Source organism: Streptomyces sp. NPDC006458 (assembly GCF_040612135.1).
Classification (GTDB): domain Bacteria; phylum Actinomycetota; class Actinomycetes; order Streptomycetales; family Streptomycetaceae; genus Streptomyces.
The window spans coordinates 39,177-64,995 of the sequence record NZ_JBEXPR010000034.1 but is presented as its reverse complement, the minus strand read 5'-3'; the positions used below and the strand labels follow the sequence as shown (position 1 = coordinate 64,995).

The following is a 25,819-nucleotide window of genomic DNA, read 5'->3' as shown; positions in this document are numbered from 1 at the left end:
ACTGACCGTTACTGGCACGGCCGCCGGTCGCGGGTGATGATCCACCGCATGGACCGACTCCCCCTGCCCCTGGAGGGCATCACCGTCGTCGCCGTCGAACAGGCCGTCGCGGCCCCCTTCGCCACCCGCCAGCTCGCCGACCTCGGCGCGCGGGTGATCAAGGTGGAGCGGGTCGACGGCGGCGACTTCGCCCGCGGCTACGACACGGCGGCTCACGGGCTCGCCTCGCACTTCGTGTGGTGCAACCGCGGCAAGGAGTCGGTCGCGCTGGACCTGAAGGACCCGCGCGGGCTGGACGTCGTACGGCGGCTGGTCGCGCGGGCGGACGTGTTCGTGCAGAACCTCGCCCAGGGCGCGGCGGCCCGGCTCGGCCTGGACGCCGCCACGCTGTGCGCGGCGCACCCGCGGCTGGTCGCGGTGGACATCTCGGGCTACGGATCGTCGGGTCCGTACGCGGACAAGCGGGCCTACGACATGCTCGTGCAGTGCGAGGCGGGGCTGGTGTCGGTGACCGGGACGCCCGAGCAGCCGGTGAAGGCGGGCATCCCGGCGGCCGACATCGCGGCGGCGATGTACGCCTTCTCCGGGGTGCTGGCGGCGCTGGTGCGGCGCGGCACGACCGGGCGGGGCGGGCCGGTGGAGGTGTCGATGCTGGAGGCGCTCACGGAGTGGATGGGGCATCCTCTGCACCACACCATGCACGACGGCACCGCCCCGGCGCGCACCGGGCTCGGGCATGCCGTCATCGCCCCGTACGACGCGTACGGCACGGCCGACGGCGGGCGGGTGCTGCTGTCGGTGCAGAACGACCGGGAGTGGCGTCGGCTGGCCGAACAGGTCATCGGGGAGCCGGAGTTGGGTACGGACCCGGGGTTCGCGACGAACGCGGCACGGGTGGCGAACCGCGAGCGCACGGACGCCGCCGTGGCGAAGGCGCTGGGGGTGCTGGACACCGACGAGGCGATGGCCCGGCTGGAGGGCGCGGGCATCGCCTGCGCACGGCTGAGGGACGTGGCGGAGGTGGCGGCGCATCCGCAGCTGGCGGCGCGCGAGCGGTGGCGGGAGGTGGGGTCGCCGGCCGGGCCGCTGCGCGCGCTGCTGCCGCCGATCACGCTGCCGGGTGGAGGCGAGGCGCGGATGGGCGATGTGCCCGCGCTCGGGCAGCACACCGAGGCAGTGCTGCGCGCCGTGGGGATGACGGACGGCGAGATCGCAGCGCTGCGCGGGGACGGTGTGGCCGTCTGAGCGCGAGCCCCGAGGGCTGCCCCGGGGTGGGACGACTCAGCGACCGCCGAAGAGCGTACGGCGCAGGCGGCGCAGCGGCGCGAACAGCGAGACGCGGCTCATGCGCGCACGGCTGCTCCGGTGACGGTCGGGCTCACGGGCGGTCAGCTCACGCATCAGCGAGGTCGCCTCTGCCGTCTTCTGCTGCGGCACGGCGGGGCCGCCCAGTACCGAGAGATGGCGGTCGAGGCGCGAACTGGTCGCGCTGCTCCCGCAGGTGATGGCAGGGACCCTCGCCCTGCGCACAGTTATCTGTTCCATGTCACTCCCCACCCGTACGAGTCCACCCGGCCCACGGGCAGGGTAACCCTATCGCTCCCTCGGGGCACTCGTGTATCGCGGTCACAGGATTCACCTTCCCCGTAAGGGTGTTGACGATGCCTCGACCGTCACTCTCCGAATCCGACCGATTCCAGGGCGAGTTGGACAACCGGCTGCGTAGTGGGCTGCGGTGAGCCGCCGTCGGGTTCGACCGTTACGGCGAGTGATGTGGAGGACCGGTCGAGACCGGCCGCGACCAGGGGCGTGTCGCCCTCCAGCAGGCCGAGGGAGCGGGGCCGCGCATCGGGGCGCATGAGCCACAACTGGTGTACGCGGTCGCCCGAGGGCTCGCCGTAACCGCTCAGGGTCACCACCGCGCGCCCCTCCGATGCGGAGGCGATTACTCCGATACTTCGCCCGTCGCCGTCCCGCGAGGCGGCCGTCCGCACGTCAGGAGCGGCGAGAACGTGGGCGATCTCACGTGCCCGGTCCCGCTCGGCGTCCAGCCGCTGCCGCGTGTCGTTCGCCTGCACGGCGAACAGCGCGGCGACGACGAGCGCCGCGGCGGCCGTGACGGTGGCGAACGGCATCAGCAGGGGGCGCGGCCGGGGCGCACGGAGGCGCGTCGGGGGTGGTTCCGTGCCCCAGACATGGGCGGGCAGCCGCCCGGCACGCTCCGGCGCGGCGGCGACCGGCTCCTGCGCGGTGGTGCGTACGGCGGCCAGCACCCGGTCGCGCAGGGCGGCGGGCGGCGCGGCCGCGGTGGACCAGGCGAGCCGCACGGCGTCCTCCGACAGGGCCCGCACCTCGGCGGGGCAGCGCTCGCAGCCGGCCAGGTGCCGTTCGAACCGGCGCCGTTCGTCCGCGTCGAGGGCGTCCAGCGCGTACGGGGCGGCCAGCGAGTGCAGGTCGGCCCGGCCCAGCAGGCGGTCGATCAGGCTCATGCCGCACCTCCCAGGCACTCGCGCAGACGGGTCAGGCCGTCGCGCATGCGTGTCTTCACCGTGCCCAATGGCAGTTTCAGGCGTTCGGCGACCTCGCGGTAGGTGTACCCGTCGTAGTAGGCGAGCGTCACGGACTGGCGTTGCAGCGCGGTCAGCCGGTCCAGGCAGCGGCGCACCCACTCGCGCTCCAGGCCGGCCTCCACCTCCTCGGCGACCTGGTCGAAGGCGGGCACGCCGGAGCGCAGGGCCTCGCGCTGCTCGCGCTCCCCGGCCGCGCGGGCGCTGCGCACCCGGTCGACGGCGCGGCGGTGGGCGAGGGTGAGCACCCAGGCCAGCGCGGAGCCGCGCCCCGGGTCGAACCGGGTGGCGGAGCGCCAGAGTTCGAGCAGCACCTCCTGCGCGACCTCCTCCGTCTGCGCCGGGTCCCGCACCACCCGCCGGACCAGCCCGAACACCGGCCCGGACACCATCGCGTACAGCTGCTCGAACGCCTGCTGATCGCCCCTGGCGACGCGCAGCAGCAGCTCGTCCGCCGCGTTCTCCCGCACGTCCTCCCCCTCTCGCCGGCCGCACCGGCCCCGTCCTGTCACACCAGGCATTCGCACCGAACACACCTCCGGATGGTGTTACGGATCAGCCTGTCGAAAACGCGGGCCCGGGGCGGGGAAAACAAGATTTCCAAGATTCTTCCGGACCGACCAATCCGCCCCGCACCCGGTTCCGAATCCCCGGACGTCAGGCAACTCGGCACTGAGGACGGACGGCATGACACCTATCTCCAGGAGCGGATCGGGACGCAGGGGCGTCGCGAGCCTCACATGTGGCGCGCTGGCCGCCGGGGGGCTCGCAGCGGCCGGTGTGACCGCGCTGGAACCGGAGGTGGCCTCCGCCTCCAGCCACCGGGAGGCCCCGCTGATCTCGGGGCAGCCGCAGTACGACAACACGGACGTGTACGCGTTCGTCAGCCCGGACAAGCCGGACACGACCACGATCATCGCCAACTGGATTCCCTTCGAGGAACCCGCCGGCGGACCGAACTTCTTCCCCTTCGCCGAGGATGCCCAGTACGACATCCACATCGACAGCGACGGCGACGCGCAGGGCGACCTGCTCTACCGCTTCACCTTCAAGACGCACGTCAAGAACAAGCGGACCTTCCTCTACAACACCGGGGCCGTGGACAGTCTGCACGACCCGGACCTCAACATCACACAGACCTACGACGTCGAGCTGCTGCGGCTGAAGAACCAGCATCTGCGCTCGCGCACGAAGATCGCCGACGATGTGCCGGTCGCCCCGTCCAACGTGGGCAAGGCGTCCATGCCCGACTACGCCAAGCTGCGGTCGCAGGCCGTGCACAAGCTGGCGGGCGGCTCGACGGCCTTCGCCGGACAGGCCGACGACCCGTTCTTCCTGGACCTCAGGGTCTTCGACCTGCTGTACGGCGGGAACCTCTCCGAGGTCGGCAACGACACGCTCAAGGGCTACAACGTCAACTCCATCGCGCTGCAGGTGCCGAGCCACATGATCCGGCAGTCCGCGCACCAGCCGGTCGTGGGCATCTGGTCGACCACCCAGCGCAAGAACGCGCAGGGCTACTTCACCCAGGTCTCGCGCCTGGGCAGCCCGCTGGTCAACGAGGTCGTCAACCCGGTCGGCGACAAGGACACTTTCAACGCCGGCGCACCGTGGAACGACGGGCAGTTCCTGAAGAACGTCACCAACCCCGAACTGCCCAAGCTCATCGAGGCGATCTACAAGATCAAGGCCCCGGCCGAGCCGCGCAACGACCTAGTCGACGTCTTCCTCAAGGGAGTCGACGGCCTCAACCAGCCGCCGCACGTGCGTCCTTCCGAGATGCTGCGCCTCAACACCTCGATCGCGCCCGCGAAGAGCCCCAAGCGGCTCGGCGTGCTCGACGGCGACAACGCGGGCTTCCCGAACGGGCGCCGGCTCACCGACGACGTGATCGACGCCTCGCTCCAGGTCGTCGAGGGCGAACTGCTCGGCGCGAAGAACGACCTGGGCGACGCGGTCGACAAGAACGACAAGGCCTTCGAGAAGGCGTTCCCCTACGTCGCGCTGCCCACGGAGGGCTCGCGCGGGCCGCTGGCCAAGGGGACCAGCTCGGGCACGGACGTGCGCAGCCAGCTCGGCGACGCGCTCCAGCCGGCCGGGACCGACACCGGTATGGACGACACCGCGCTGATCGCGGGCTCCGCCGGGGCCGGTGCCCTCGGCATCCTGCTGATCGGCGGAGGCCTGATGTGGTGGCGTCGCATTCGGGGACGGGCGTACTGAGCGCTCCGGAGAGCGGGGCCGTATCCAGGGCCGCGGAGCGTCGCGGCCGGACGGGCAGGTCCCCGCGCCTGCCCCGGCCCTCTCGCCCGCACACCCATGGACCGGCGCGGCCCGCACACCTCCCATCCCCCACGGCGCGGGCCGCGCCTTCCCGACGAACGCATCCGAACCAGGAGAGGCGATGACCCCGCGTACGCACGACACTGAGGCCGCCGAGCCGCCGAAGCGGTGGCGGGCCGCCCGGGCGGCTGTGCCCGCTCTGCTGCTGGCCGTGGCCTTCACCGCGGGCTCCGTCGCCCTGGGGAACACGGGCGGGCGGCAGGGGGCCGCCGCCACGGCCACCCCCTGGGCCGGGCGCGCGGACGCGGCGAGCGTCAGCTCTCTCCAGGCTCATCTACGCACCCAGCCGCGGGACTTCAGCGGCTGGGCGGCCCTCGCCCTCGCCTATGTGGAGCGGGCCAGGACCGACGGGGACCCCTCGCGCTACCCGGAGGCCGAGCGGGCGCTGGAGCGTTCGCTGGACCTCGCGCCCGGCAACGACCAGGCCCTCGCCGGCCGGGCCGCGCTCGCCGCCGCGCGGCACGACTTCACCGGCGCCCTCGCGGACGCCGACCGTGCGCTGAAGCGGAACCCCTACAGCGAACGGGCCCTGTGCACCCGGGTCGACGCGCTCGTCGAGCTCGGCCGCTACGCCGAGGCCGCGCGCGCCGCCGACACGGCCGACGACCGGCGGCCCGGCATCCCGGTGTTCACCCGGTACGCCTATGTGCGGGAGCTGCGCGGTGACGTGGCCGACGCACGCCGGGTCCTGAAGCAGGCCCTGGCCGGGGCGACGGCCCCCGGCGACATCGCCTATATCTCCGCGCAGCTCGGCCAGCTCGCCTGGAACGAGGGCGAGTACGGGCTCGCCCTGCGTCACTACGGGCAGGCGCTGGCCGCCGACGAGGACTACCTCCCGGCGCTGGAGGGCCGCGCTCGCGCGCAGGCGGCGAGCGGGCAGCGGGCCACCGCGATCCGGGGGTTGGAGCAGGTGGTGGCGCGGGCCCCGCTGCCCGGCCCGCTGGTGGCGCTGGGCGAGCTGTACGAGGCGCGCGGCGGCCGGGGCGACAGGGCCAGGGCCCGCGACCAGTACGCCCTGGTGGACGCCTGGACGGCACTGGCCCGGGCGGGCGGGGTCGACGTGGACCTCGACACCGCGCTCGCCGCCGCCGACCACGGCGACCGGGCCGCCGCCCTGCGCGCCGCCCGCGCCGAGTGGTCCCGCCGCCGGACCGTCCACACCGCCGACGCCCTCGCCTGGGCCCTGCACGTCAACGGCCGTGACGCGGAGGCCCTGCCGTACGCCCGGCGCGCCACGGCGACCGGCTACCGCAACGCCGGGTTCCACTTCCACCGGGGCGTCGTCGAACTGGCCGCGGGCCAGGAGCGGGCGGCCCGGACCCATCTGAAGAAGGCCCTCGAACTGAACCCCGGCTTCTCCCCGCTGGGTGCCCGGCAGGCCCGAGCGGCACTCGAGACTTCGGAGGCCGCGAAGTGACCACCCCCCACGCCCCCGCCACCGTGGCGGACCGCCGTACGGCCCGGCTCCACGGGTCCGCCGGCACCGTCGACCCCCCGACGAGCCGCCGCCGCGTCCTCGTCACCGCCGGCGCGCTGCTCACCGCCGCCGGCGCGCTCGTGCTGGCCCCCGCCGGGGCCGCGAGCGCGCATCCGCTCGGGAACTTCACGGTCAACCGTTACGACGGGCTGGTCGTGGCCCCCGGTGAGCTGCGGATCGACCACGTCGAGGACCTCGCCGAGATCCCGGCCACCCAGGCTCGCCCCCAGATCGAGAGGTCCGGCCTCGCCCCGTGGGCGCGGGCGCGGTGCGCGAAGGCCGCGCGGGACAGCGCGGTCGAGGTGGCGGGCCGTACGGTCACGCTCTCCGTGACCGGCAGCCACGCCCGGGTGCTGCCCGGGCAGGCCGGACTGGACACCCTGCGCCTGGAGTGCGGGCTCTCCGCACCGCTGCCCGAGGGCGAGGACGTCACGGTCGGCTTCCGCGCGGCGGGGGCCTCGTCCGGGCCGGGCTGGCGGGAGGTGACCGCCCGGGGCGACCGGATGACGCTCACGGCGTCGGACGTGCCGCGCGACTCCGTCTCGGGCGAACTCACCGGGTATCCGGAGGAGTTGCTGTCCTCCCCCGCCGACACCTCGACCGCGTCCCTGTCGGTGCGAGCGGGTGGCCCGGCCCTGGCGGGCGAGGACCGGGACGCCCCGGCCGCCTCGATACTGCCGCGCGGGGCCGACCGGTTCACCCGGGCCCTGGACTCCCTGGTCGCCCGGCAGGACCTCACCCTCGGCTTCGCGGCGCTGGCGCTGCTGATCGCCGTGGCACTGGGCGCCATGCACGCGCTCGCGCCGGGGCACGGCAAGACGCTGATGGCCGCGACGGCGGCGGCCCGCGGCGGCCGGGCCCGGCCGCGCGACGTGCTGCCCCTGGCAGCCTCGGTGACCGTCACCCACACCCTCGGGGTGGTCGCCCTCGGCCTCCTCGTCACGGGCGGCTCCGCGGCCGCGCCCTCGGTGATCGCCTGGCTGGGCATCGCGAGCGGGGCGCTGGTGACGGGCGCCGGGCTGACCCTCGTACGCAGGGCGTGGCGCGGCGGCCGCGGACACCCGCACGCCCACGACCACCCGCACCCGCACCCACACCCACACCCACACCCTGAAGCCCCCGTTCGGCAGCTCGCCCTCTCCGGCGCCCCCGCTCACGGTCACGATCACGATCACGGTCATGGCCACGGCCACGGCGGGCACGCGCATCACGACCACCCGGTGGAGCACGCCCAGCCGCACCCGAACACCGGCCACGCGCACGCGCACGCCCACCCGCACCCGCACCCGCACACCGGCCACACGCACACCCACACGCACAACGGTCACACCCACACCCACTCCATCGCCCCCACCCTCCGCGGCACCCTCCTCCTCGGCTTCGCGGGCGGGCTCGTGCCCAGCCCGTCCGCGGTGGTCGTGCTGGTCGGCGCGGCCGCGCTGGGGCACGCCTGGTTCGGGCTGCTGCTGGTGGTCGCCTACGGCGCGGGCCTCGCGCTGACCCTGACCGCGGCGGGGTTCGCCGTCGTACGGCTCGGCGGACGGGCCGTCCAGGCCCTGGAGCGGCGCCCGCGCTGGTCGACACACCCGCTGGTGGCTCGGGCGCGCGGGGCACTTCCGCTGCTCTCGGCGGGGGTAGTCGTGGTCCTGGGGGCCGCTCTGCTGTTCAAGGGGGCGGCATCCGCGATCGGCTGAGCTACTTTTGGGGAGGAATCAGACGGGACCACATCGGACGGGACATGACTCCCGCGGCCTCGATTGGGGGTGCCCGTGTCGGAGTCACCGGGCAATGAGCGTGTGATCGCGGGCCGCTACCGGCTCCTGTCCCCCCTCGGCGAGGGCGGGATGGGGACGGTGTGGCGGGCCCGGGACGAGATCCTCATGCGCGAGGTCGCCGTCAAGGAGGTCCGCGCTCCCGCCGGGCTGCCCGCCGCCGACGTGGAGCGGCTGTACGCGCGGCTGGAGCGCGAGGCGTGGGCGGCCGCACGGGTGGCGAACCGCAATGTGGTGACGGTGTACGACGTGGCCACCGAGGACGGCCGTCCGTGGATCGTGATGGAGCTGGTCCGGGGCATCTCGCTGGCGGAACTGCTGGAGGTCGAGGGCCCCTTGGACCCCCGGCGGGCGGCGCTGATCGGCGCCGAGGTGCTGTCCGCGCTGCGCGCCGCGCACGAGGCGGGGGTGCTGCACCGGGACGTGAAACCGGGCAACGTGCTCATGGCGAACGACGGCCGGGTGGTGCTGACCGACTTCGGGATCGCCACGGTCGAGGGCAGCTCGGCGCTGACCATGACCGGGGAGGTGGTCGGCTCGCCGGAGTTCCTGGCACCGGAGCGGGCGCTGGGCCGCACCCCGGGTCCGGCGTCCGACCTGTGGTCGCTGGGCGTGCTGCTGTACGCGGCGGTCGAGGGGATCTCGCCGTTCCGTCACGACACGCCGCTGAGCACCCTGCGCGCGATCGTGGACGAGGAGTTGCCGCCGCCGCGCCGGGCCGGTGCGCTCGGCCCCGTCATCGCGGGTCTGCTGCGCAAGGACCCGGCCGAGCGGACGCCGGCGGAGCAGGCCGAGCGGGAGCTGCGGCTGGTGGCGGCGGGCGGCACCCCGCGCGCGGACATCGTGGGTGCGGGCCCGTACGCCCCGACGGTCGTGGGGCCGCCGCCCGGCGAGCCGACCACGCCCGTGCACCCGCTGCGCGAGGCGGCCACCCCGGTGTACCCGCCCGGTGGTACGGACACGACGGCGTCCGGCCGGCCGCCGCGCAACCGGCGTGCCGCCGCAGCCCTGGTCGCCGGGTTCCTGGCGCTGGCGCTGGCCGTGGCGGGGCTGACGTACGCCCTGCTCGGCCGGGACGGCGGCGGCGGGGACGCGGGCGGCGGGAGCACGCAGAGCCGGACGGGCCCGGCGGTGTCGCCCAGCGCGAGCGAGAAGCCGTCGGACACCCCGGAGCCGACGCCCACGCCGAGCACGTCCAGCGCGTCCCCGTCGAGCAGTCCGGCCCCGCAGTCGGTCCAGGTGACCGTGGCGGGGACCCGGACGGACTACACGGGCACCTGTCCGCCGCCGCAGGCCGAAGCCCCCTCGTTCACGGCGACGTTCACGGTGGGCCGGCTCCCGGCGGAGGTCGGCTACCGGTGGGTGACGCGCGGCGGGGACGTCATGGCCGACGGCTGGAAGACGCTGTCGCTGCCCGAGGGCGGCCCGCGGACCGGGCAGGACACGGTGATCGTGACGACGCACGCGGACAGCGGGACGTACCGCGACGAGCTCGGTGTCGAGGTGCGTGACCCGGTCCGGGCGACGTCGAACTACGTGGCGTTCTCGGTGACCTGTGAGACGGAGGAGACCCCGACGGGCGGGGCCTCCCCTACTGCGTCGCCTTCCGAGTGACGGCTCAGGCGGCGTTCCTCATGACCGGCAGGTAGCCGCCCGACTGGCCGGTGGCCGTCGGGTGGTAGGACTCGCCGATGTTGAGCCAGTTGACACTGTGCAGCCAGGCGCTGCCGGAGCAGAGCTCGTGCCCGGTGAAGGTGGAGCGCACGTCGCCGAAGGTGAAGCCGTAGGCGGCGGCGCGTTGCGCGATGGCGCCGTTCATGTGGTCGGAGGCCGCGTTGATGGCGGACCGCTTGGTCTCCGACAGGCCGAGACAGGTGGTGCCGAGCTTGTAGAAGCGGGGGTAGCCGAGAACGACGACCCGTGCGGAGGGGGCACGGGTGCGGATCGCCGAGTACACCCCGTCGAGCTTGCCGGGCAGCGTCGAGTCGACGTAGGCCCGAGCGGTGTTGATGCGTGACAGACACGTGCTGTCGGACGAGGTCACACACGTCGTCATGACGTCGGCGAAGCCTGCGTCGTTGCCGCCGACGCTGATGGAGACAAGGCCGGTGCCGGAGTTGAGCGAGCCCAGCTGACCGGCGAGGACGTCATCCGTTCGGGCGCCCGAGCAGGCGTTGAAGGCGAAGGAGGAGGGCGAGTTGGCGGCGGCCCACAGGTAGGGGTACGCGTTGGTGCTGCGCTTGCAGTCGCCGCTGGAGCTGATGTAGCTGCCGGCTCCGACGCCCGAGGAGTACGAGTCGCCGAGCGCCACGTAGGACACCGCCGCGGTCTCGGCCGCCTGTGCCGTGGCGGCCCCGGTGAGGGCGGTGCCGATGGCGAGGAGGAGTGAACTTACGTATACGACAAGTCGGTAACGTCTCATGGAACCTCCGTTTAGCAGGATCTCTGCCATAACTGTGGTAGCAGCTACGCGTGTTGACTGGAAGTGTCCATGCCAAAAATTAAAGGACTCTCGGGTCTTCCTGGAGTCCTCCCTGTGAATTCGCCACATGTTCCATTGCGCGTTCATGACAGGTTTGTTGACACCCTCTCAACTCCCTTGTCCGGCACGGACGGCTCATCGACGCTTGGCTGCGCGATCACACGCACATCCCCCACAGGCACGTGCCCCACCAGGGCGCGTGCCGCCAAGAGGAGGACCACCTCGTAATGGCACACCTGCGGAGCAACAAGATCCGGCTCGCCGCGATCACCGGTCTGGCGACCGCCGCCCTCGTCGGCGGGCTGACCGCCCTTCCCGCCCAGGCCGCCCCGGCCGAGGGCAGGGTCCTGGCCGCGAACTCCCCCACCGCGGTCAAGGACAGCTACCTCGTCACACTGAAGGAGGGCGCGGGCTTCAAGGCGTCCTCGACCATCGGCAAGGGGCTGATCAAGGCGTACGGCGGCACGGTGCACAGAACGTTCGGCCACGCGCTGAACGGCTACGCCGCCACGCTCTCCGCCACCGAGGCCCGGCGGCTCGCGGCCAACCCGTCGATCGCCTCGGTCGAGCAGGACCAGATCGTGCGGGCGTCCGACGTCACGCAGAGCAACGCCCCGTGGGGCCTGGACCGCATCGACCAGACCGCCCTGCCGCTGTCCGGCACCTACACCTACCCCGACACCGCCGGCAGCGGGGTGACGGCGTATGTGATCGACACCGGTGTGCGCATCACCCACACGCAGATCAGCGGCCGGGCCTCCTACGGCTACGACGCCGTCGACGGCGACACCACCGCCTCCGACGGCAACGGCCACGGCACCCACGTGGCCACCACGATCGCGGGCTCGACGTACGGCGTCGCCAAGAAGGCGAGGATCGTCGCCGTCCGGGTGCTGGACAACAACGGCTCGGGCACCACCTCGGGCGTCGTCGCGGGCATCGACTGGGTGACCGCGAACCACAGCGGCCCCTCCGTCGCCAACCTCTCCCTGGGCGGCGGCGCGTCCACCACGCTCGACACGGCCGTGCGCAACTCCATCGCCGGCGGAGTGACCTACGCGGTCGCGGCGGGCAACAGCAACGCCAACGCCTCCTCCTACTCCCCGGCCCGCGTCACCCAGGCCATCACGGTCGGCGCCACGACCAGCACGGACGCCCGGGCGAGCTACTCCAACTACGGCTCGGTCCTGGACCTCTTCGCGCCCGGCTCGTCCATCACGGCCGGCTGGTACACCTCCGACACCGCCACCAACACCATCTCCGGCACCTCGATGGCGACCCCGCACGTCGCGGGCGCGGCGGCCGTGTACCTCGCGAACCACACCTCGGCCACCCCGGCCCAGGTCGCCTCGGCGCTGACCTCGGGCGCCACCACCGGCAAGGTCACCAGCCCCGGCGGCGGCTCGCCCAACCGGCTGCTGAAGCTGGTCCCGTAAGGCCGTGCGGGAGCCCCGCGGCCGTGAGGCCGTGAGGCCGTGAGGCCGTGAGGCCGTGAGGCCGTGAGGCCGCCGAAGCTCGTCCCGTGACACCGACGAGCCCGCTGTGACCGGCGTGTTCCCCGGGGGATCCCACTGCCTCCGGGGAACACGCCTGCGCTGACGCGGCGCGTCACCGCCCCTGGCCAGAACAGGCGTTCCACGGACGTTCGCCGTCTTGACGCCCACAAGCGGGCTGCGCGACATTGAAGTCCGGCATCCGGCGCTTCGGGGGGAAACGTCGCCATGCGGACCATGGGTGCACACAACGCGAAAGGCGACAGGCCGGTCACGGCCGAAGACGCCGATCGGGGCGCGCCGGGGGCGGGGCGGGACCTGCTCATGCTGCTCGCGGGCGCCGCGACGGCCGCCGTGTGCGCCGGGGGGCTGCTCGCGCTGAGCGGCTCCGACTCGCCGTTGCGCGGGCCGTTCACGCTGTTCTTCCTGCTCGGGGCACCGGCCTCGGCCTTCGCGTTGGTCCTGCGCGGACCCGACCCCTTGGGGCGCGCCATCGCCGCGCTGGGCGGGGCGATCGTCGTCGACATGCTGGTGGCCCAGGGCATGCTGGCCCTGGGTCTGTGGTCGGTGCGCGGCGGCATCGTCGTCGTGGCGGCGGTCAGCGCGCTCACTCTCCTGCTGGTCCCACTGCGGCGCCTGCGCGCGCGTGCCGCGCGACGACAGCGCGGGTGAGACGGACGTCGACCAGGGCCACGGGACCTGTCCCGGCCACCTCCGCGCGCACGCCACGAAGTTCACCCGGACGACACCGCCCGAGGAACGCAGGTTGACGCGGGCCGCCGAGGGTGTGCGGTAGGTCCACGACGATCGCGACCGGCCGTACCGCGTACGCCGACGGACGGGAAACCCGCGCGGTACCGCCGCGGCGACCGCCTCGCCCACGAGTGGATCGCCTTGCGGGCGCGGCAGTTGTTCCCCACCCGTTCCGAAGCCGGCGCCCGTCCCGCGGGTGTTCCGGTACGCGAGGGGAAACAGGGTGCACACCCGGCACTTGTGACGGATCATGGCCGCATGTCAGCTCACCCGCAGGACGCCCTGCCGATCCGGCTCACCGTCGACGACTCCGACTCTCCGTCCGATGTCGTCGACGCGCTGTTCCTCGGCCGTTTCGCGACGGGCGAGCAGCCGTACGCGCACGCGGCGAACATCGACCGCGTGCGGTCCGGCGCGACCCTGCTCCCCCAGGGCGCGAAGGTGCTGCGCATGGCCCGCGACGAGGACCGCAGCGCGACCCTCGCCGAGGGCGACGGGTGGACGCTGCTGGTCTCCCGCTGGAACCGGGGCGCCGATGTGACGGTCACCGCCACCAGCGCCGAGCTGGCCGCCGAGGTGCTGGGCAGGGCCACGGACGGCGCGGAGGACGAGCCCGAACCCCAGCCGGAGAACGTGACGATGGGGTTCTGGTACGTCTCCCCCCGGCGCGGCCCGCACCGCACCACCCGGCAGATCTCGGCGGGCACCTGGGAGGAGGTGCGGCCCAACTACACCGCGCCGGTGGCGGACGCGTTGGACCGGCTGATGAAGACGACCCCGCAGGACATCGCGGGACGGCTGCTGCTCCTGCACGGTCCGCCGGGCACCGGCAAGACCTCCGCGCTGCGCACCCTGGCCCGCTCCTGGCGGGACTGGTGCCAGGTGGACTGCGTCCTGGACCCGGAGCGGCTGTTCGGCGACGTCGGCTATCTGATGGACATCGCGATCGGCGAGGACGACTCCACGGGCAAGGGCCGCTGGCGGCTGCTGCTCCTGGAGGACTGCGACGAACTGATCCGCGGCGAGGCCAAGCACACCGCGGGCCAGGCCCTGTCCCGGCTGCTGAACCTCACCGACGGCCTGCTCGGGCAGGGGCGCAACGTCCTGGTCGGTGTCACCACCAATGAGGACCTGGAGCGGCTGCACCCCGCCGTCGTACGGCCCGGCCGCTGTCTCGCCCGCATCGAGGTCGGCCGGCTGACCCGTGAGGAGGCGGTGGGCTGGCTGGGCACCGAGGAGGGCGTCGGCCGCGAGGGGGCCACCCTGGCCGAGCTGTACGCGCTGCGCCGGGGCACGTCCCCGACCTCGCTGCCGGAGCCGCGCGCGGGCGCGGACGCGGGGCTCTATCTCTGAGCGCCCGGACTCCGAGTGCTTTGATGGAGTCATGACCCTGTACGTGGGCACGTCGGGGTGGCAGTACCGGGACTGGCGCGGTGTCCTGTATCCGGCCGGGGTGCCCGTACGGCTCTGGCTGGAGGAGTACGCGGGCCGCTTCGCGACGGTCGAGATCAACAACGCCTTCTACCGGCTGCCGACGCGGGAGAACTTCGAGGCGTGGCGCGGCCGGGTGCCCGGCGACTTCGTGGTCGCGGTGAAGGCGAGCCGGTATCTCACCCACATCAAGCGTCTGAAGACCCCTGAGGAACCGGTCGACCGGCTGCTGAGCCACGCGGCCGGTCTCGGTGACCGCCTCGGCCCGGTGCTGCTCCAGCTCCCGCCGAACCTGCGCGCCGACCCGGGCCTGCTGGACGCCTGCCTGGCCTGCTTCCCGGCGGACATCCGGGTCGCCGTCGAGCCTCGGCACGACTCGTGGTGGACGCCCGAGGTCCGGGGCGTCCTGGAAGCCCGGCGGGCGGCCCTGTGCTGGGCCGACGTCCGCGCGCGTCCGGCGGCCCCGCTGTGGCGGACCGCGGACTGGGGCTACGTCCGCTTCCACGAGGGCCGCGCGAAGCCCTGGCCGCGCTACGGCAGACAGGCGCTGAGGACGTGGGCGGAGAGGATCGCGCGGGCGTGGTCGCCGGCCGAGGACGTGTTCGCGTACTTCAACAACGACCCGAACGGGGCGGCGGTCAAGGACGCGCGGGCCTTCGCGGCGACGGCACGCCGCGCACGGCTGGCCCCGACGCGCACACCCTGAACCACCCGGCCGAGCAGCCGGCTCCGACGCACACGCCCCCGGCCGAGCACCCGACTCCGGCCCGCGGCACCCGACCCGCCAGGCCAGACTCCCGCCCCCGGGCGCACAGCCCCGGCCCGGCCGGCCCGCTACTGCCCGTGGACGGCGGCCCCGCACCGCTACTGCCCGTAGACGGCCCGCAGGGCCTCGCGCACCGCGGCCAGGGCCTCCTCCTGCGACGCCCCGAGCCGATGGGCGCGCTCCGCGAACGCCCGCCCCTCCGAGGCCAGTTCCTTCTCGACGGCGGAGCCCGTGGCGGCGACGAACGTCCCGTTGCGCCCCCGGGTCTCGATCACCCCGTCGCCCTCCAGGACCCGGTAGGCCTTCGCGACGGTGTTCGCCGCGAGCCCCAGCGACTCGGCGAGCCCCCGGACCGTGGGCAGCCGGTATCCCACCGGCAGCACCCCGGCCCGCGCCAGCTCGGAGATCCGCGCCCGCACCTGCTCGTAGGGCGCTACGCCGCTGTCATCGATGTGGATCTTCAAGGTCACTAGCCGATTGTCCCGTACCCGCGGGAAAAATGAGCGGCACATGGGTGCGCCGCACACGTAACGTGCGGCCCCATGACCGTCATCGTTCGTGAGATCCGCCCCCAGGCCCGAGCAGATCTGGAGGGCTTCGCCGCCGTCCGGCATGCCGCCCTCCCGTTCCATCTGATCACCGCGGACTCCCTCGCGTACGACCTGGCCCATTTCTCGCCGGACGCCCGCTACCGCCCGCTCCTCGCCGAGGAGGACGGCGAGATCATCGGCTCCGCGCAGGTCGGCCTGATCCACGACAGCCCGGACCCGGGCCAGGGCTTCGTCAACGTGTATGTGCGTCCGGACCGCACCGGCCGCGGCGCCGGCTCGCTGCTGGTGGGCGCGGCGGAGGAGCACCTCGCGGCCCACGGCGCGACCCGGCTGCTGTCCTGGGTGCTGGACGGGCCCGGCAACCGCTCGTTCGCCGAGCGGCACGGCTACCGGGCGAGCCGGTCCGCGCACTTCCTCCGGCTGGACCTGGCGAACGGCACGCTGCCGCCGCTCCAGGACCCGCCGCCCGGCGTCGAACTGCGCACGGGCGCCGACTTCGCGGACGATCCGCGCGCGATGTTCGCGCTGGACGCGGAGACCACGTCGGACGAGCCCAGCGACGCGGGCGCCGAGCTGACCGACTACGAGGCCTGGCTGGCGGAGACCTGGCGGCATCCGCTCAACGACCTGGCGCTGACCGTCGTCGCGGTCGTCGACGGACGCCCGGCGGCCTTCACCGCGGCCCGCACGGACGGCGCCCGCCACTACGGCAGCGGTATGACCGGCACGGCCCGCGCGCACCGCGGCAGGGGCCTGGGCAAGCTGGTGAAGAACCACTCGCTGCACCGGGCCCGCGCGGCCGGGTACGCGCAGGCCTTCACGGGCAACGACACCGGCAACGCCCCGATGCTGGCGATCAACAAGTGGTTCGGTTACGAAGTGTGTGCGACGGAGGTGCGTCATGTCCGCGAACTCGGCTGACTCCGCCCGTGAGGTGGACGTGGTCCTGCTCAAGGCGGGCCGTACGAAGATCCGTTACCCGGCGGCGCTGCTGTCCGACGACGGCACCCGCATCACCGTCCGCGCCGCCTGGGCCGGGGCGGGGGTCCGCGACTTCGGCTTCGTCCGCTTCGAGCCCGGCGACGTCTTCACCGAGCACTACTGGCGCGACCGCTGGTACGCGGTGAAGGAGGTCCGGGCCGCCTCGGGCGAACTCAAGGGCTGGTACTGCGACATCACCCGCCCCGCCGCCCTCACCGGCACCGAACTCGTCGTGGAGGACCTGGACCTGGACCTGTGGTGCTCCGCCGACGGCACGGACGTACGCCGCCTGGACGAGGACGAGTTCGAGGCGAGCGGCCTGGCGTCGAAGGACCCCCGGGCGGCGTCCGAGGCCGTGGCCGCCCTCGACGCCCTGGAGGCGTCGGCCAGGGCGGCGGGCGGCCTGGAGGCGCTGCTCGGCTGACCCGTCACACGGTCGCCACCACCGCGTACCGCTCGTCGCTCACCGCTCTCCCCCACAGCGCGGCGTCGTCCGACAGCCGCTCCACCCGCAGCCGTACGGCGACGGGGGCGAGGAGGGCGGTGAGTTGCCCGGCGGGGATGCCGACCGGCGCGAGCGTGCCCCACACGCCCTCGACCAGGACCATCCGGCCTCCCGGCCGCAGCAGCGCGCGCCACCGGCGCAGGGCGCGGCCGGGATGGGGCAGGGTCCACAGCACGTGCCGGACGAGCACCACGTCGTGGAGCTGCTCACCGACCGGTGGGGCGGCCGCGTCACCGACCAGGAACGCCGCGTCACGCCCTGCAAGTTTGGTCCGGGCCCGGTCGACCATGGCTTGAGAACCGTCGACTCCGGTCACCCGGTGTCCCTGCTCGGCGGCGAGGAGCGAGAGGCTGCCGGTGCCGCAGCCGAGGTCGAGGAGGTCGGCCGGGGCCGGTGGGAGCCAGTCGCGCAGGCGATCGGCCCAGGCCAGACGCACCGCGGGGTCGCGCAGGCCGTGGTCGGGCTCGTCGTCGAAGGCCGCCGCCTCGGCGTCCCAGTCGACACCTGCCGTGATCGAACGGTCACTTTTGTCGTTCATGACCACAGAGTGACAGCCGGCACTGACAGTCCGGAGCGTGACGGGCGCCACTGACAGAGACGTCGCGATGAGGAACTCTCGGCGAAAGGGTCTACCTCCGTGACAACACGGGAATTCGGTAGGCACTGAAGGAGGCACCATGCGCCGAGAGACAGTGCGAAAGCCCCTGAAGCGGACGGAAGCCCGCCGCATCCGCGAGGAGGCCGAGGAACAGCCTGCCGAGCGCCCGGAGGTCAGGAGAGACATCGCCCGGACCTGGTGGCCGGAGGGCCCGTGAGAGACACCGGCCGGTCCGGCTTCCTGCGGTGGGTGAGAGACGCCGTCAGTCCAGCTTCCTGCGGTAGTGGATGCGGTCGTACGGGCCGTCCACGCGTCGCTCCACGACCTGGTAGCCGTACTTCGGGTAGATCTTCTGGTTCTCCCACATCATCGCGTTCGTGTGGAGCCTGATCTCGTCCAGACCCAGCGCACGCGCGCGTGCCTCGACGAAACGCAGCAGCCGTCCACCCACGCCCTGTCCATGGGCGTCCGGGTGGACGGCGATGCTGTCGAGGAAGAGATGGTCCTCGTACGTCTTCAGGACGACGAGACCGACGACGGGTTCGCCCGTCACGAACACCCGCCCCGCGGCAACGTTCGCCGTGTGGTCCGCCTCCATGGGCTGCGGCACCACCCCGATGCGGTCGATGTAGTGCCGGTAGGCGGCGTCGGTGACGGCCTTCACGGCCGGGACGTCGGCGGCCTCGGCGGGCCGGATCTCGTCGTGGGTCATGGCCCGAACGGTACGCACCTCAGCGCAGCCTGAGCACTTCCTTAACGCCGCCATAAGGATCTCCGTCAGGGGCCGTACGCAGGCGATTTCCCGGTGTTCCGGGGCTAGCTTCTGATCGCCGCCCCCACTCGGAGGAGATCACCGATGCCCGCACGCCGTCTGAAGGCCACTGCCACCGTCACCGCCCTCGGTGTGGCCCCGCTCGCCCTGACCGCGCTCGCCGCCGCGCCCGCGGCCGCGCACGGCTCGATGGGCGACCCGGTCAGCCGTGTCGCGCAGTGCTACGCGGAGGGCCCGGAGAACCCGAGGTCGGCGGCCTGCAAGGCGGCCGTGGCGGCGGGCGGCAGGGCGAACGCCGGCCGACGCGGGCACTGACCCGGGCGGCAGGTGCCGGGCGGCCGCCCGGCACCTCACAACCTCCGGGGCCCGACCGGCGGCTCAGGCCGGTCAGGCCCCGGCGCACGTCAACTGAACACCGACGCGCAGGTGGTCGGGGTGGCACGGGCCGGGTCGAGCGCGTTGGCCACCTCGTGGAAGGTGATCCGGTCGAACAGCGCGATCGCCAGGTGCTCGGACAGATCGAGCGGGCACAGGTCCTGGAGCAGCACGTTGCGGACGTTCGAACCCTGCAGCCAGCCGCTGCTGTACGGCGTGACCACCTCGTCGTACTTGGTGGCGATGACGGTGGAGCGCACGCCGGGCACGGTGTCGCCGCCCTGGTTGAGCTTGGTGAGGAAGGGCGATCCGGCGATCTGGTCGGCGAGACCGGGTGTGGCGGTGGTGAGCAGGTCCTGCGCGCCGGGGAAGTACGGCAACAGATTGGTCAGTCCGCTCAGGGTGGTGCCGTGGTTGTCGGGGGCGATGCCCACGAGGGCGTTCACCTCAGCCGCTCCCCCGAGGAACTTCAGGTAGTAGCGGGGCATCATGCCGCCCTGCGAGTGGCCGACGAGGTCGGCCTCGGCGGCGCCGGTCGCCGCGAGCACCTTGTCGACGAAGGCGTTGAGCTGCTCCGCCGACTTGTCGATGGGACCGAGCCCGTAGAAGAGCGGGACGCCGGGCAGCTGGCCGTAGTCGAGGGAGAAGACGCAGTAGCCCCGGTGGGTCAGGTAGGGGGCGAGGCCGAGCCAGTTGTCGACGGAGTTGCCGAGCGTGCCGTGGACCAGCACGACGGGGCGGGGGTGGGCGGCGGACGGCTTGCAGTTGTAGTCGTTCCAGCCACTGCTGGTGGTGGCGGTGCTCTCCGCGTGCGCCGCGGTGGCGGCGGGGACGGTGGCGACCGCGGCGACGAGCAGCAGCGCGGAGACGGATCTGAGCAGGCGCTTCCAGGGCAGCATCGGGTGATCTCCTTGCGGCTCAAGGGAATTGGCGACGTGCTGAACGCCCTGTGATCCGGATCACGGGATGCTGTTCACTCGTCAAGTTACGAACGAGTAGCCAAAGAGGGAAGTTACGCGTCAGTAAAAACTTCCGGCGCCAATCAGCCTCTACCGGCACTCCGGCTGACACGAGCCACTCGACGGCCCACGGGCCCCTCGAATCCGGTCCTCCACCACCGACGGAGGCCGCCCGGACGGTCCTTCACTCCCCCGGGGGATCCTGAAGCGACCGACGGCGCCTTCGCCCTCACCAGGTCGGCCGCACCGGCCCCGCGGGCGCGATCCGCGCCAGCCGCTCGCGCAGCGCCGCCAACTCGGCCTCGCCCAGCACCGCCGCCCAGACCCGCACCGCCTCCGCGGCCGCCTCCTCCGCGGCCCGGGTGCAGGCCCGGCCCCGCTCGGTGAGCACGATCAGCCGCGCCCGCGCGTCCCCGGGGTGCGGCCGCCGCACGGCGTACCCCTTGCGCACGATCTCGTCGACGAGCTGACTGGCCGCCTGCTTGGTCACCCCCAGATGCACGGCGAGTTCGGTGACCGTCGCCCCGCCGGGAGCGAGCCGGGCGAAGGCGAACCCGTGCGCGGGCCGCAGCCCCTCGAAGCCCCGGGCCACGACTCCGTCGTGGATGCGTTGCGTGAGGTCACCGGCTACGGCGAGCAGGGCGGCGGACAGGGCCATGGCGTCGGAGTTCTGCACCCCCGCATTGAAACACCCTTGACGAATCGGTCAAGCTACTTGACCATATAGTCAAGTAGCTTGACCGAATCCGGGAGGAACCGCCTTGCCCGTCATCCGTTCGTCCGACGCCGTCACCCACGAGATCCACGGCGCCCGCTTCGTCTCGTACGCCTCCCCGCGCACCGGCAGCAAGGAACTGTGCGCCTGGCGCGGAGAGATCCCGGCGGGGACCAGAGCCCCCGCTCACACCGTCAGCCGCGAGGAGATCTTCCATCTGCTCGTCGGCGAGCTGCTGATCACCCTCGACGGCCGCACCGAGCGCATCACTGCCGGCGACACGCTGATCGTCAACCCCGGCGCGACCCTCGCCGTCGAGAACCCCACCGACCACACCGCGATCTCCTGGGTCACCACCTCCGTCGGCCTGGAGGCACAACTGGCCGACGGCACCCGCATCACGCCACCCTGGGCCAACTGACGTATACGAACAGGGGTTGACAGCAGCACCCACCCCCAAGGGGCGCGGGGAACTACGCGACCAGCCGCAACGAGGCCGCACCCACAAACCGACAGAGCACCCCACCCCCCAAGGGGCGCGAGGAACCGCGCAACCAACCACAACCAAGCCGCACCCACAAACCGGCAGCAGCACCCGCCCCCAAGGGGCGCGGGGAACTGCGCGACCGGCCACAACAGACGCCGCACCCACAACCCGGCCTCACGCGGCAACTCCCCCCACGCCCCCGCAGAGCGCTCCCGGCATCACCGCCCGCGGCCCGAACCTCGCCCGCGCCCGGTCCGCGACCTCCTCGATCCGGCGCGCCTTCTCGTCGACGGGGTCGAAGGTGAGCTGGTAGGAGGCATGTTCCGCGGAGACGAGTCCCTCCGCGCGCAGCCCGAACGCCCGCACCCGGGCCCGCTGGAGGCCGAGCGCCTCGTACATGCCGTACACCGTCCTCGTCAGGGCCGCCGAGTGCGCGGTCGGCTCCTTCAGGGTGCGGCCGCGGGTGGTGGCAGAGCGGTCGGCATAGCGCACGGTCAGGGTCAGGGTGCGGCAGACCTTGTCCACCGCGCGCAGCCGGGCGCCCAGTTCCCCGGCGGCCGAGAGCAGGGCGCGGCGGTGCCGGCCGGGGTCCAGTTCGTCGAGGGGGAAGGGGCGTTCGACGGCGAAGGAGCCGGACACGGCGTTGGGGACGACCCGGCCCCGGTCGACACCGCCGGCCTTCTCGCGCAGCTCGCGGCCGGTGCGCGCGCCGACCAGCCGCTGGAGCGTGGACAGGGGCGCGGCGGCGACCCGGCCGAGGGTGTCGAGGCCGTACTCGCCCAGGACGCGGGCGGTCGACTGGCCCACACCGGGCAGCGCGACGACGGGCTGTTCGGCGAGGAACTCCCGTACGGCGTCCTCGGACACCGTACGGGTCACCCCGGGCCGGGCCTCGCGCAGCGCCATCCGGGCCAGCATCGGGCCCGGCCCGGCGCCGATCGCGCAGTCGACGCCGTGCAGCGCGAGCGCCCGTACCCGGATCACCGAGGCCAGTTCCACCGCGCCGCGCCCGAAGTAGCGTTCGGCGCCGCCCAGGTCGATCAGTGCCCCGTCCGGCGGCAGGGCCTCGACGACCGGTGTGAACTCCTCCAGCAGTGCGAGCAGGCCGGGCAGGGCCGCCTCGTACATCGGCGGCAGCTGGAAACGTACGCAGAGGATGGTCATCCCGCACTCCCCGGACTCTGGTGCCACAACTTCCTTGCGGTGGAGGGCCCTTGTGAGGCCTCCTGGCCCGCCGGGCGCAGATCGGCCCACGGGTGCATCTCGTATCCGGTCGGCAGCTGGATGCGCCGGCCGTGTGTCGGGTCCTCGGCCGGCCCGGCGGGCGCGGGCTCCGCCAGCCGGGCCGCGACCTCGTCGAGCCCGCCCTGGGCGCGCAGTTCGGCCAGTTCGGCGAGGTTCCAGGCGGCGGCGCCCACCACGCTGAGGCTGCGCGGGCCGCGCCGCTGCACCACTCCGCGCACCAACAGCAGCCAGGAGTGGAAGACGGTGTGCGCGCAGGCGTCGTGGGAGTCGTCGAAGAAGGCGAGGTCGACCAGGCCGGTGCCGTCGTCCAGGGTGCTGAAGATGACCCGCTTGCCGGACCGGATCGGCGGTGTCTGGGTGGCCGCCTTGGCGCCCGCGACCAGCACGGTCTCCCCGTGCCGGGCCTCGCGCAGCCGGCGTGCCGGGACCACGCCCAGTTCGTCGAGGAAGGCGCGGTGGTCGTCCATGAGATGGCGCGAGGCGTCCATGGAGAGCACGCCCAGCTCCGCGCTGAGCCTCTCCGCGTCGGAGAGGTCGGGCAGCCCGGCGGGCGCGGTCCTGCGGCCTCCCTCCAGGGGGAGCTGGCCGCCGCCCGCGCCCTTGCTCCGGGCGCCCCGGTGCAGCTCGGTCAGGTGCAGTTGCAGATCGCGCCGGTTGGCGCCGAAGGCGTCCAGCGCGCCGACCTGGGCGAGCCGTCCGGCCACCGGACGGCTCGGCCGCGCCCGTTCCCAGAAGTCCAGCAGGGAGGCGTACGGCTGTCCGTCGGCGATCCGTGCCGCCTCGGCCTCGCTGATGCCGTGCACGTCGGAGAGCGCGAGCCGCAGCCCCCAGACCTCCGGACCCTCCGGTTCAGACACCAGTTCGATACGGTGGGCGACTCCGGACGCGTTCACGTCCAGCGGCAGCACCGGCACACCCCGCCGCCGGGCGTCCGCCAGCAGCAGCCGCTTCGGGTACATCCCGGGGTCGTGCGTGAGCAGCCCCGCGTAGAAGGCGGCCGGGTGGTGCGCCTTCAGCCAGGCCGACTGGTAGGTCGGCACGGCGAAGGCGACCGCGTGGGCCTTGCAGAAGCCGTAGGAGCCGAAGGCCTCGACGATCTCCCAGGTCCGCTGAATCGTTTCTGCGTCATAGCCGCGGGCCGCCGCGTGCTGGGCGAACCACACCTTGATCCGCCCCTGCGACTCCGGGTCGGACAGTCCGCGCCGCACCCGGTCGGCCTCACCGCGTCCGCAGCCGGTCATGATCGCCACGATGTCGATGATCTGCTCGTGGAAGACCACGACCCCGTAGGTGTCGCGCAGCGCCTCCTCCAGGTCCGGGTGCGGACAGCGCACCGGTGCCCGCCCGTGCCGCGCCTCGATGAACGGCCGCACCATGTCGGCGGCGACCGGGCCGGGCCGGAAGAGGGAGATGTCGACCACGAGGTCGTGGAAGGTGGCCGGCTGCAACCGTCCCACCAGGTCCCGCTGACCCGGCGACTCGATCTGGAAGCAGCCCAGGGTCTCGGTGGAACGGATGAGCCGGTACGTCGCCGGGTCGCCCGGCGACACCGCGTCCAGGTCGATCCGCTCGCCCGTGGTCCGTGCCACCTCGGCGACCGCGTGCGCCATCGCCGACTGCATCCGCACGCCCAGCACGTCCAGCTTGAGCAGCCCGAGGTCCTCCACGTCGTCCTTGTCGAACTGCGCCATGGGGAACCCCTCGCCGCTGGTCGGCATCACCGGCGTACGGGTGAGCAGGGAGGCGTCGGACAGGAGCACCCCGCACGGGTGCATGGCGACCCCGCGCGGCAGGGCGTCGAGGGATTCGACCAGGTCCCACAGCCTGCCGTACCGCGCGCCCCCCCGGCGGAACTCCCCCGCCAGCTGCCGGAGTTCGGGCAGCTCCTCCAGGGCCGCGCGGGCGTCGCGGGCGCGGATGTGCGGGAAGGACTTGGCGATCCGGTCGATGTCGGCGGGGTCCATGGACAGGGCCGCGCCGACGTCCCGGATCGCGTGCCGCACCCGGTAGGTCTCCGGCATCGCGACGGTGGCGACCCGCTCGGCGCCGAACCGGCCGATGATCGCCCGGTAGACCTCCAGCCGGCGCGCGGACTCCACGTCGATGTCGATGTCGGGCAGCACGATCCGCTCCTTGGACAGGAAGCGCTCCATGAGCAGCCCGTGCTCGACCGGGTCGGCGTGCGCGATGCCGAGGAGGTGGTTGACCAGGGAGCCCGCGCCGGAGCCGCGCGCGGCCACCCGGATGCCCATCTCCCGTACGTCGTCCACCACTTGGGCGACCGTCAGGAAGTAGGAGGCGAAGCCGTGGTGGGCGATGATGTCCAGCTCCTGATGCATCCGCTCCCAGTAGGCGCGGTGACCGGCGTAGCCCCGCCGCACCATGCCCGCCACCGCGCGGGAGGCGAGCGCCCGCTGGGCGGTGCGGCGGCCCGCGCCGACCAGGTGCGGCTCGGGGAAGTGGACGCTGCCCATGCCCAGGTGGTCCTCGGGGTCGACCAGACACTCGGCGGCCACGGCCCGGGTCTGCTCCAGCAGACGGTGCGCGGTGTCCTGACGGAAGCCCGCGGCCCGCACGATCCGCTCGGCCGCGCCCAGCATGGCACCGGCGTCCTTCAGCCAGGCCTCGCCGGAGTCCAGTTCCTTGGCCGGGTCGACGGGGACCAGGCGGCGGGCGGCGTCCAGCACGTCGGCGACCGGGCCCTGCCCGGGGTCGGCGTACCGTACGGCGTTGCTGAGCACGGGCCGGATCCGCTGCTCGGCGGCGAAGCCCACGGTGCGGGCGGCCAGTCGCAGCGAGCCGGTGCCGGTGCCGTCACGGCCGTGCCAGACGGCCTCCAGTCGCAGGGCTTCGCCGTACGCCTCGCGCCAGGGGGCGAGCAGCGCGGCCGCGCGGTCCGGCCGGCCGGCGGCGAGGGCTCGGCCCACGTCGGAGTCGGGGCCGAGCAGCACGGTCAGGCCGTCGGCGTGGTTGCCGGACCAGGGCAGCACCGGTGTGCCCCCGCCCTCGTGGGCCGCGGTGACGAGCCGGCACAGGTCGGCCCAGCCGCGGGCGCCGTCCCGGGCGAGGAAGGTGACGCGCGGGGCCGACTCGTCGACGAAGGCACCGCCGCGCACGGGGGTGCGCCGTCTCTCCGAGGAGGTCTGCTCCGCCCGGCCGGCGGGGACCCCCGTCCGCCGTGCGGAGCCGTCGGCGCGGACCGGCTCGGGCGGCGCCACCGCCAGGTTCGCCCCGAACAGCGGGCGGACGCCCGCCCCGGCGCAGGCCTTGGCGAAGCGGACCGCGCCGGCGACGGTGTCGCGGTCGGTGAGGGCGAGGGCGTCCATGCCCCGCTCCGAGGCGCGCTCGGCCAGCCGCTCCGGGTGCGAGGCGCCGTAGCGCAGGGAGAACCCGGAGACGGTGTGCAGATGCGTGAAGCCCGGCATCCGCACCTCCCGCCATCGCGCAATCGAACATCCGTTCCCAACCTGCTCACCCCCACCATAGACCAAAACCCGAACACATGTACGACAACCGTTCGGGTGCCTCCCACCTGCGCAAACGTCCG

General features: G+C 73.3%; 24 protein-coding genes and 1 pseudogene. 14 read left to right on the top strand and 11 right to left on the bottom strand.

The window, feature by feature from the left end; translation table 11 throughout:
* The first annotated feature begins 48 nt into the window (after nt 1-48).
* On the top strand, nt 49-1,245 hold the full coding sequence (locus tag ABZZ79_RS33730) for a CaiB/BaiF CoA-transferase family protein (protein ID WP_356695394.1): 1,197 nt from the start codon (nt 49-51) through the stop codon (nt 1,243-1,245).
* Between the two features lie 36 nt (nt 1,246-1,281).
* Here the strand turns inward: ABZZ79_RS33730 and ABZZ79_RS33725 are convergent, their stop codons facing one another.
* The 3 genes from ABZZ79_RS33725 to ABZZ79_RS33715 form a co-directional block, all read right to left on the bottom strand.
* The gene (locus ABZZ79_RS33725; RefSeq protein ID WP_356695392.1) at nt 1,282-1,545 is read right to left on the bottom strand and encodes a hypothetical protein; all 264 of its coding nucleotides are present in this window, start codon (nt 1,543-1,545) and stop codon (nt 1,282-1,284) included.
* Between the two features lie 128 nt (nt 1,546-1,673).
* On the bottom strand, nt 1,674-2,489 hold the full coding sequence (locus ABZZ79_RS33720) for an anti-sigma factor (RefSeq protein WP_356695390.1): 816 nt from the start codon (nt 2,487-2,489) through the stop codon (nt 1,674-1,676).
* Nucleotides 2,486-3,037: a sigma-70 family RNA polymerase sigma factor gene (locus ABZZ79_RS33715; RefSeq protein WP_356695388.1), complete on the bottom strand. Its 552-nt coding sequence runs from the start codon at nt 3,035-3,037 to the stop codon at nt 2,486-2,488. The genes ABZZ79_RS33720 and ABZZ79_RS33715 overlap by 4 nt, the downstream gene beginning before the upstream one ends.
* Nucleotides 3,038-3,254: 217 nt before the next feature.
* Here ABZZ79_RS33715 and ABZZ79_RS33710 point away from each other — a divergent pair, with 217 nt between their 5' ends.
* From ABZZ79_RS33710 to ABZZ79_RS33695, 4 genes are all read left to right on the top strand, one after another.
* Nucleotides 3,255-4,790, top strand: coding sequence for a DUF4331 domain-containing protein (locus ABZZ79_RS33710; RefSeq protein WP_356695386.1), 1,536 nt, complete (start codon nt 3,255-3,257; stop codon nt 4,788-4,790).
* 181 nt (nt 4,791-4,971) lie between these two features.
* A complete protein-coding gene (locus tag ABZZ79_RS33705) occupies nt 4,972-6,327 on the top strand; it encodes a hypothetical protein (protein WP_356695384.1) in 1,356 nt (451 codons plus the stop codon).
* A 140-nt stretch (nt 6,328-6,467) separates the two neighbouring features.
* Complete coding sequence (locus tag ABZZ79_RS33700; protein WP_356695436.1) at nt 6,468-8,081, top strand: nickel transporter; 1,614 nt, start codon at nt 6,468-6,470, stop codon at nt 8,079-8,081.
* Between the two features lie 75 nt (nt 8,082-8,156).
* Nucleotides 8,157-9,773: a serine/threonine-protein kinase gene (locus ABZZ79_RS33695; RefSeq protein WP_356695382.1), complete on the top strand. Its 1,617-nt coding sequence runs from the start codon at nt 8,157-8,159 to the stop codon at nt 9,771-9,773.
* Nucleotides 9,774-9,777: 4 nt separating this feature from the next.
* Here the strand turns inward: ABZZ79_RS33695 and ABZZ79_RS33690 are convergent, their stop codons facing one another.
* Nucleotides 9,778-10,581, bottom strand: a complete 804-nt coding sequence (locus ABZZ79_RS33690; RefSeq protein WP_356695380.1) for an SGNH/GDSL hydrolase family protein — start codon at nt 10,579-10,581, stop codon at nt 9,778-9,780.
* Nucleotides 10,582-10,868: 287 nt separating this feature from the next.
* Here ABZZ79_RS33690 and ABZZ79_RS33685 point away from each other — a divergent pair, with 287 nt between their 5' ends.
* From ABZZ79_RS33685 to ABZZ79_RS33670, 4 genes are all read left to right on the top strand, one after another.
* Nucleotides 10,869-12,077, top strand: a complete 1,209-nt coding sequence (locus ABZZ79_RS33685; protein ID WP_356695378.1) for a S8 family peptidase — start codon at nt 10,869-10,871, stop codon at nt 12,075-12,077.
* 294 nt (nt 12,078-12,371) lie between these two features.
* The gene (locus ABZZ79_RS33680) at nt 12,372-12,806 is read left to right on the top strand and encodes a hypothetical protein (protein ID WP_356695376.1); all 435 of its coding nucleotides are present in this window, start codon (nt 12,372-12,374) and stop codon (nt 12,804-12,806) included.
* Nucleotides 12,807-13,127: 321 nt separating this feature from the next.
* Nucleotides 13,128-14,240, top strand: a complete 1,113-nt coding sequence (locus ABZZ79_RS33675) for a DUF5925 domain-containing protein (RefSeq protein WP_356695374.1) — start codon at nt 13,128-13,130, stop codon at nt 14,238-14,240.
* Nucleotides 14,241-14,271: 31 nt separating this feature from the next.
* Nucleotides 14,272-15,024, top strand: a complete 753-nt coding sequence (locus ABZZ79_RS33670; RefSeq protein ID WP_356695372.1) for a DUF72 domain-containing protein — start codon at nt 14,272-14,274, stop codon at nt 15,022-15,024.
* 158 nt (nt 15,025-15,182) lie between these two features.
* Here ABZZ79_RS33670 and ABZZ79_RS33665 read toward each other — a convergent pair whose 3' ends face one another.
* The gene (locus tag ABZZ79_RS33665) at nt 15,183-15,554 is read right to left on the bottom strand and encodes a GntR family transcriptional regulator (protein ID WP_356695370.1); all 372 of its coding nucleotides are present in this window, start codon (nt 15,552-15,554) and stop codon (nt 15,183-15,185) included.
* 72 nt (nt 15,555-15,626) lie between these two features.
* Between ABZZ79_RS33665 and ABZZ79_RS33660 the strand changes: the two genes are divergently transcribed.
* Both ABZZ79_RS33660 and ABZZ79_RS33655 read left to right on the top strand, forming a co-directional pair.
* Nucleotides 15,627-16,556, top strand: a complete 930-nt coding sequence (locus tag ABZZ79_RS33660; protein WP_356695368.1) for a GNAT family N-acetyltransferase — start codon at nt 15,627-15,629, stop codon at nt 16,554-16,556.
* Nucleotides 16,537-17,040, top strand: coding sequence for a DUF402 domain-containing protein (locus ABZZ79_RS33655; protein ID WP_356695366.1), 504 nt, complete (start codon nt 16,537-16,539; stop codon nt 17,038-17,040). Before ABZZ79_RS33660 ends, ABZZ79_RS33655 begins: the two co-directional genes overlap by 20 nt.
* Before the next feature lie 4 nt (nt 17,041-17,044).
* Here ABZZ79_RS33655 and ABZZ79_RS33650 read toward each other — a convergent pair whose 3' ends face one another.
* Nucleotides 17,045-17,659: a class I SAM-dependent methyltransferase gene (locus tag ABZZ79_RS33650; RefSeq protein WP_356695364.1), complete on the bottom strand. Its 615-nt coding sequence runs from the start codon at nt 17,657-17,659 to the stop codon at nt 17,045-17,047.
* A gap of 139 nt (nt 17,660-17,798) precedes the next feature.
* On the opposite strand from ABZZ79_RS33650, the gene ABZZ79_RS33645 reads away from it, so the two are divergent.
* Nucleotides 17,799-17,936, top strand: a complete 138-nt coding sequence (locus ABZZ79_RS33645) for a hypothetical protein (RefSeq protein WP_356695362.1) — start codon at nt 17,799-17,801, stop codon at nt 17,934-17,936.
* Between the two features lie 45 nt (nt 17,937-17,981).
* On the opposite strand, the gene ABZZ79_RS33640 is transcribed toward ABZZ79_RS33645, so the two are convergent.
* Nucleotides 17,982-18,431: a GNAT family N-acetyltransferase gene (locus ABZZ79_RS33640; protein WP_356695360.1), complete on the bottom strand. Its 450-nt coding sequence runs from the start codon at nt 18,429-18,431 to the stop codon at nt 17,982-17,984.
* Nucleotides 18,432-18,575: 144 nt separating this feature from the next.
* On the opposite strand from ABZZ79_RS33640, the pseudogene ABZZ79_RS33635 reads away from it, so the two are divergent.
* Nucleotides 18,576-18,776: pseudogene (locus tag ABZZ79_RS33635) on the top strand (lytic polysaccharide monooxygenase); the annotation flags it as partial.
* Between the two features lie 119 nt (nt 18,777-18,895).
* Here ABZZ79_RS33635 and ABZZ79_RS33630 read toward each other — a convergent pair.
* Together ABZZ79_RS33630 and ABZZ79_RS33625 are read right to left on the bottom strand one after the other, a co-directional pair.
* The gene (locus ABZZ79_RS33630; RefSeq protein ID WP_356695358.1) at nt 18,896-19,765 is read right to left on the bottom strand and encodes an alpha/beta fold hydrolase; all 870 of its coding nucleotides are present in this window, start codon (nt 19,763-19,765) and stop codon (nt 18,896-18,898) included.
* A 289-nt stretch (nt 19,766-20,054) separates the two neighbouring features.
* Nucleotides 20,055-20,501 carry a MarR family transcriptional regulator gene (locus ABZZ79_RS33625; protein WP_356695356.1) on the bottom strand — a complete coding sequence of 149 codons (447 nt, stop codon included), beginning with the start codon at nt 20,499-20,501 and terminating at the stop codon, nt 20,055-20,057.
* An 85-nt stretch (nt 20,502-20,586) separates the two neighbouring features.
* Between ABZZ79_RS33625 and ABZZ79_RS33620 the strand changes: the two genes are divergently transcribed.
* Nucleotides 20,587-20,961 (top strand): cupin domain-containing protein, encoded by a 375-nt coding sequence (locus ABZZ79_RS33620; protein WP_356695354.1) that lies wholly within the window; start codon nt 20,587-20,589, stop codon nt 20,959-20,961.
* Nucleotides 20,962-21,201: 240 nt separating this feature from the next.
* Here the strand turns inward: ABZZ79_RS33620 and ABZZ79_RS33615 are convergent, their stop codons facing one another.
* Both ABZZ79_RS33615 and ABZZ79_RS33610 read right to left on the bottom strand, forming a co-directional pair.
* Nucleotides 21,202-22,191 (bottom strand): hypothetical protein, encoded by a 990-nt coding sequence (locus tag ABZZ79_RS33615; RefSeq protein WP_356695352.1) that lies wholly within the window; start codon nt 22,189-22,191, stop codon nt 21,202-21,204.
* Nucleotides 22,188-25,697 (bottom strand): DNA polymerase III subunit alpha, encoded by a 3,510-nt coding sequence (locus ABZZ79_RS33610; protein WP_356695350.1) that lies wholly within the window; start codon nt 25,695-25,697, stop codon nt 22,188-22,190. The genes ABZZ79_RS33615 and ABZZ79_RS33610 overlap by 4 nt, the downstream gene beginning before the upstream one ends.
* Between the last annotated feature and the right edge of the window lie 122 nt (nt 25,698-25,819).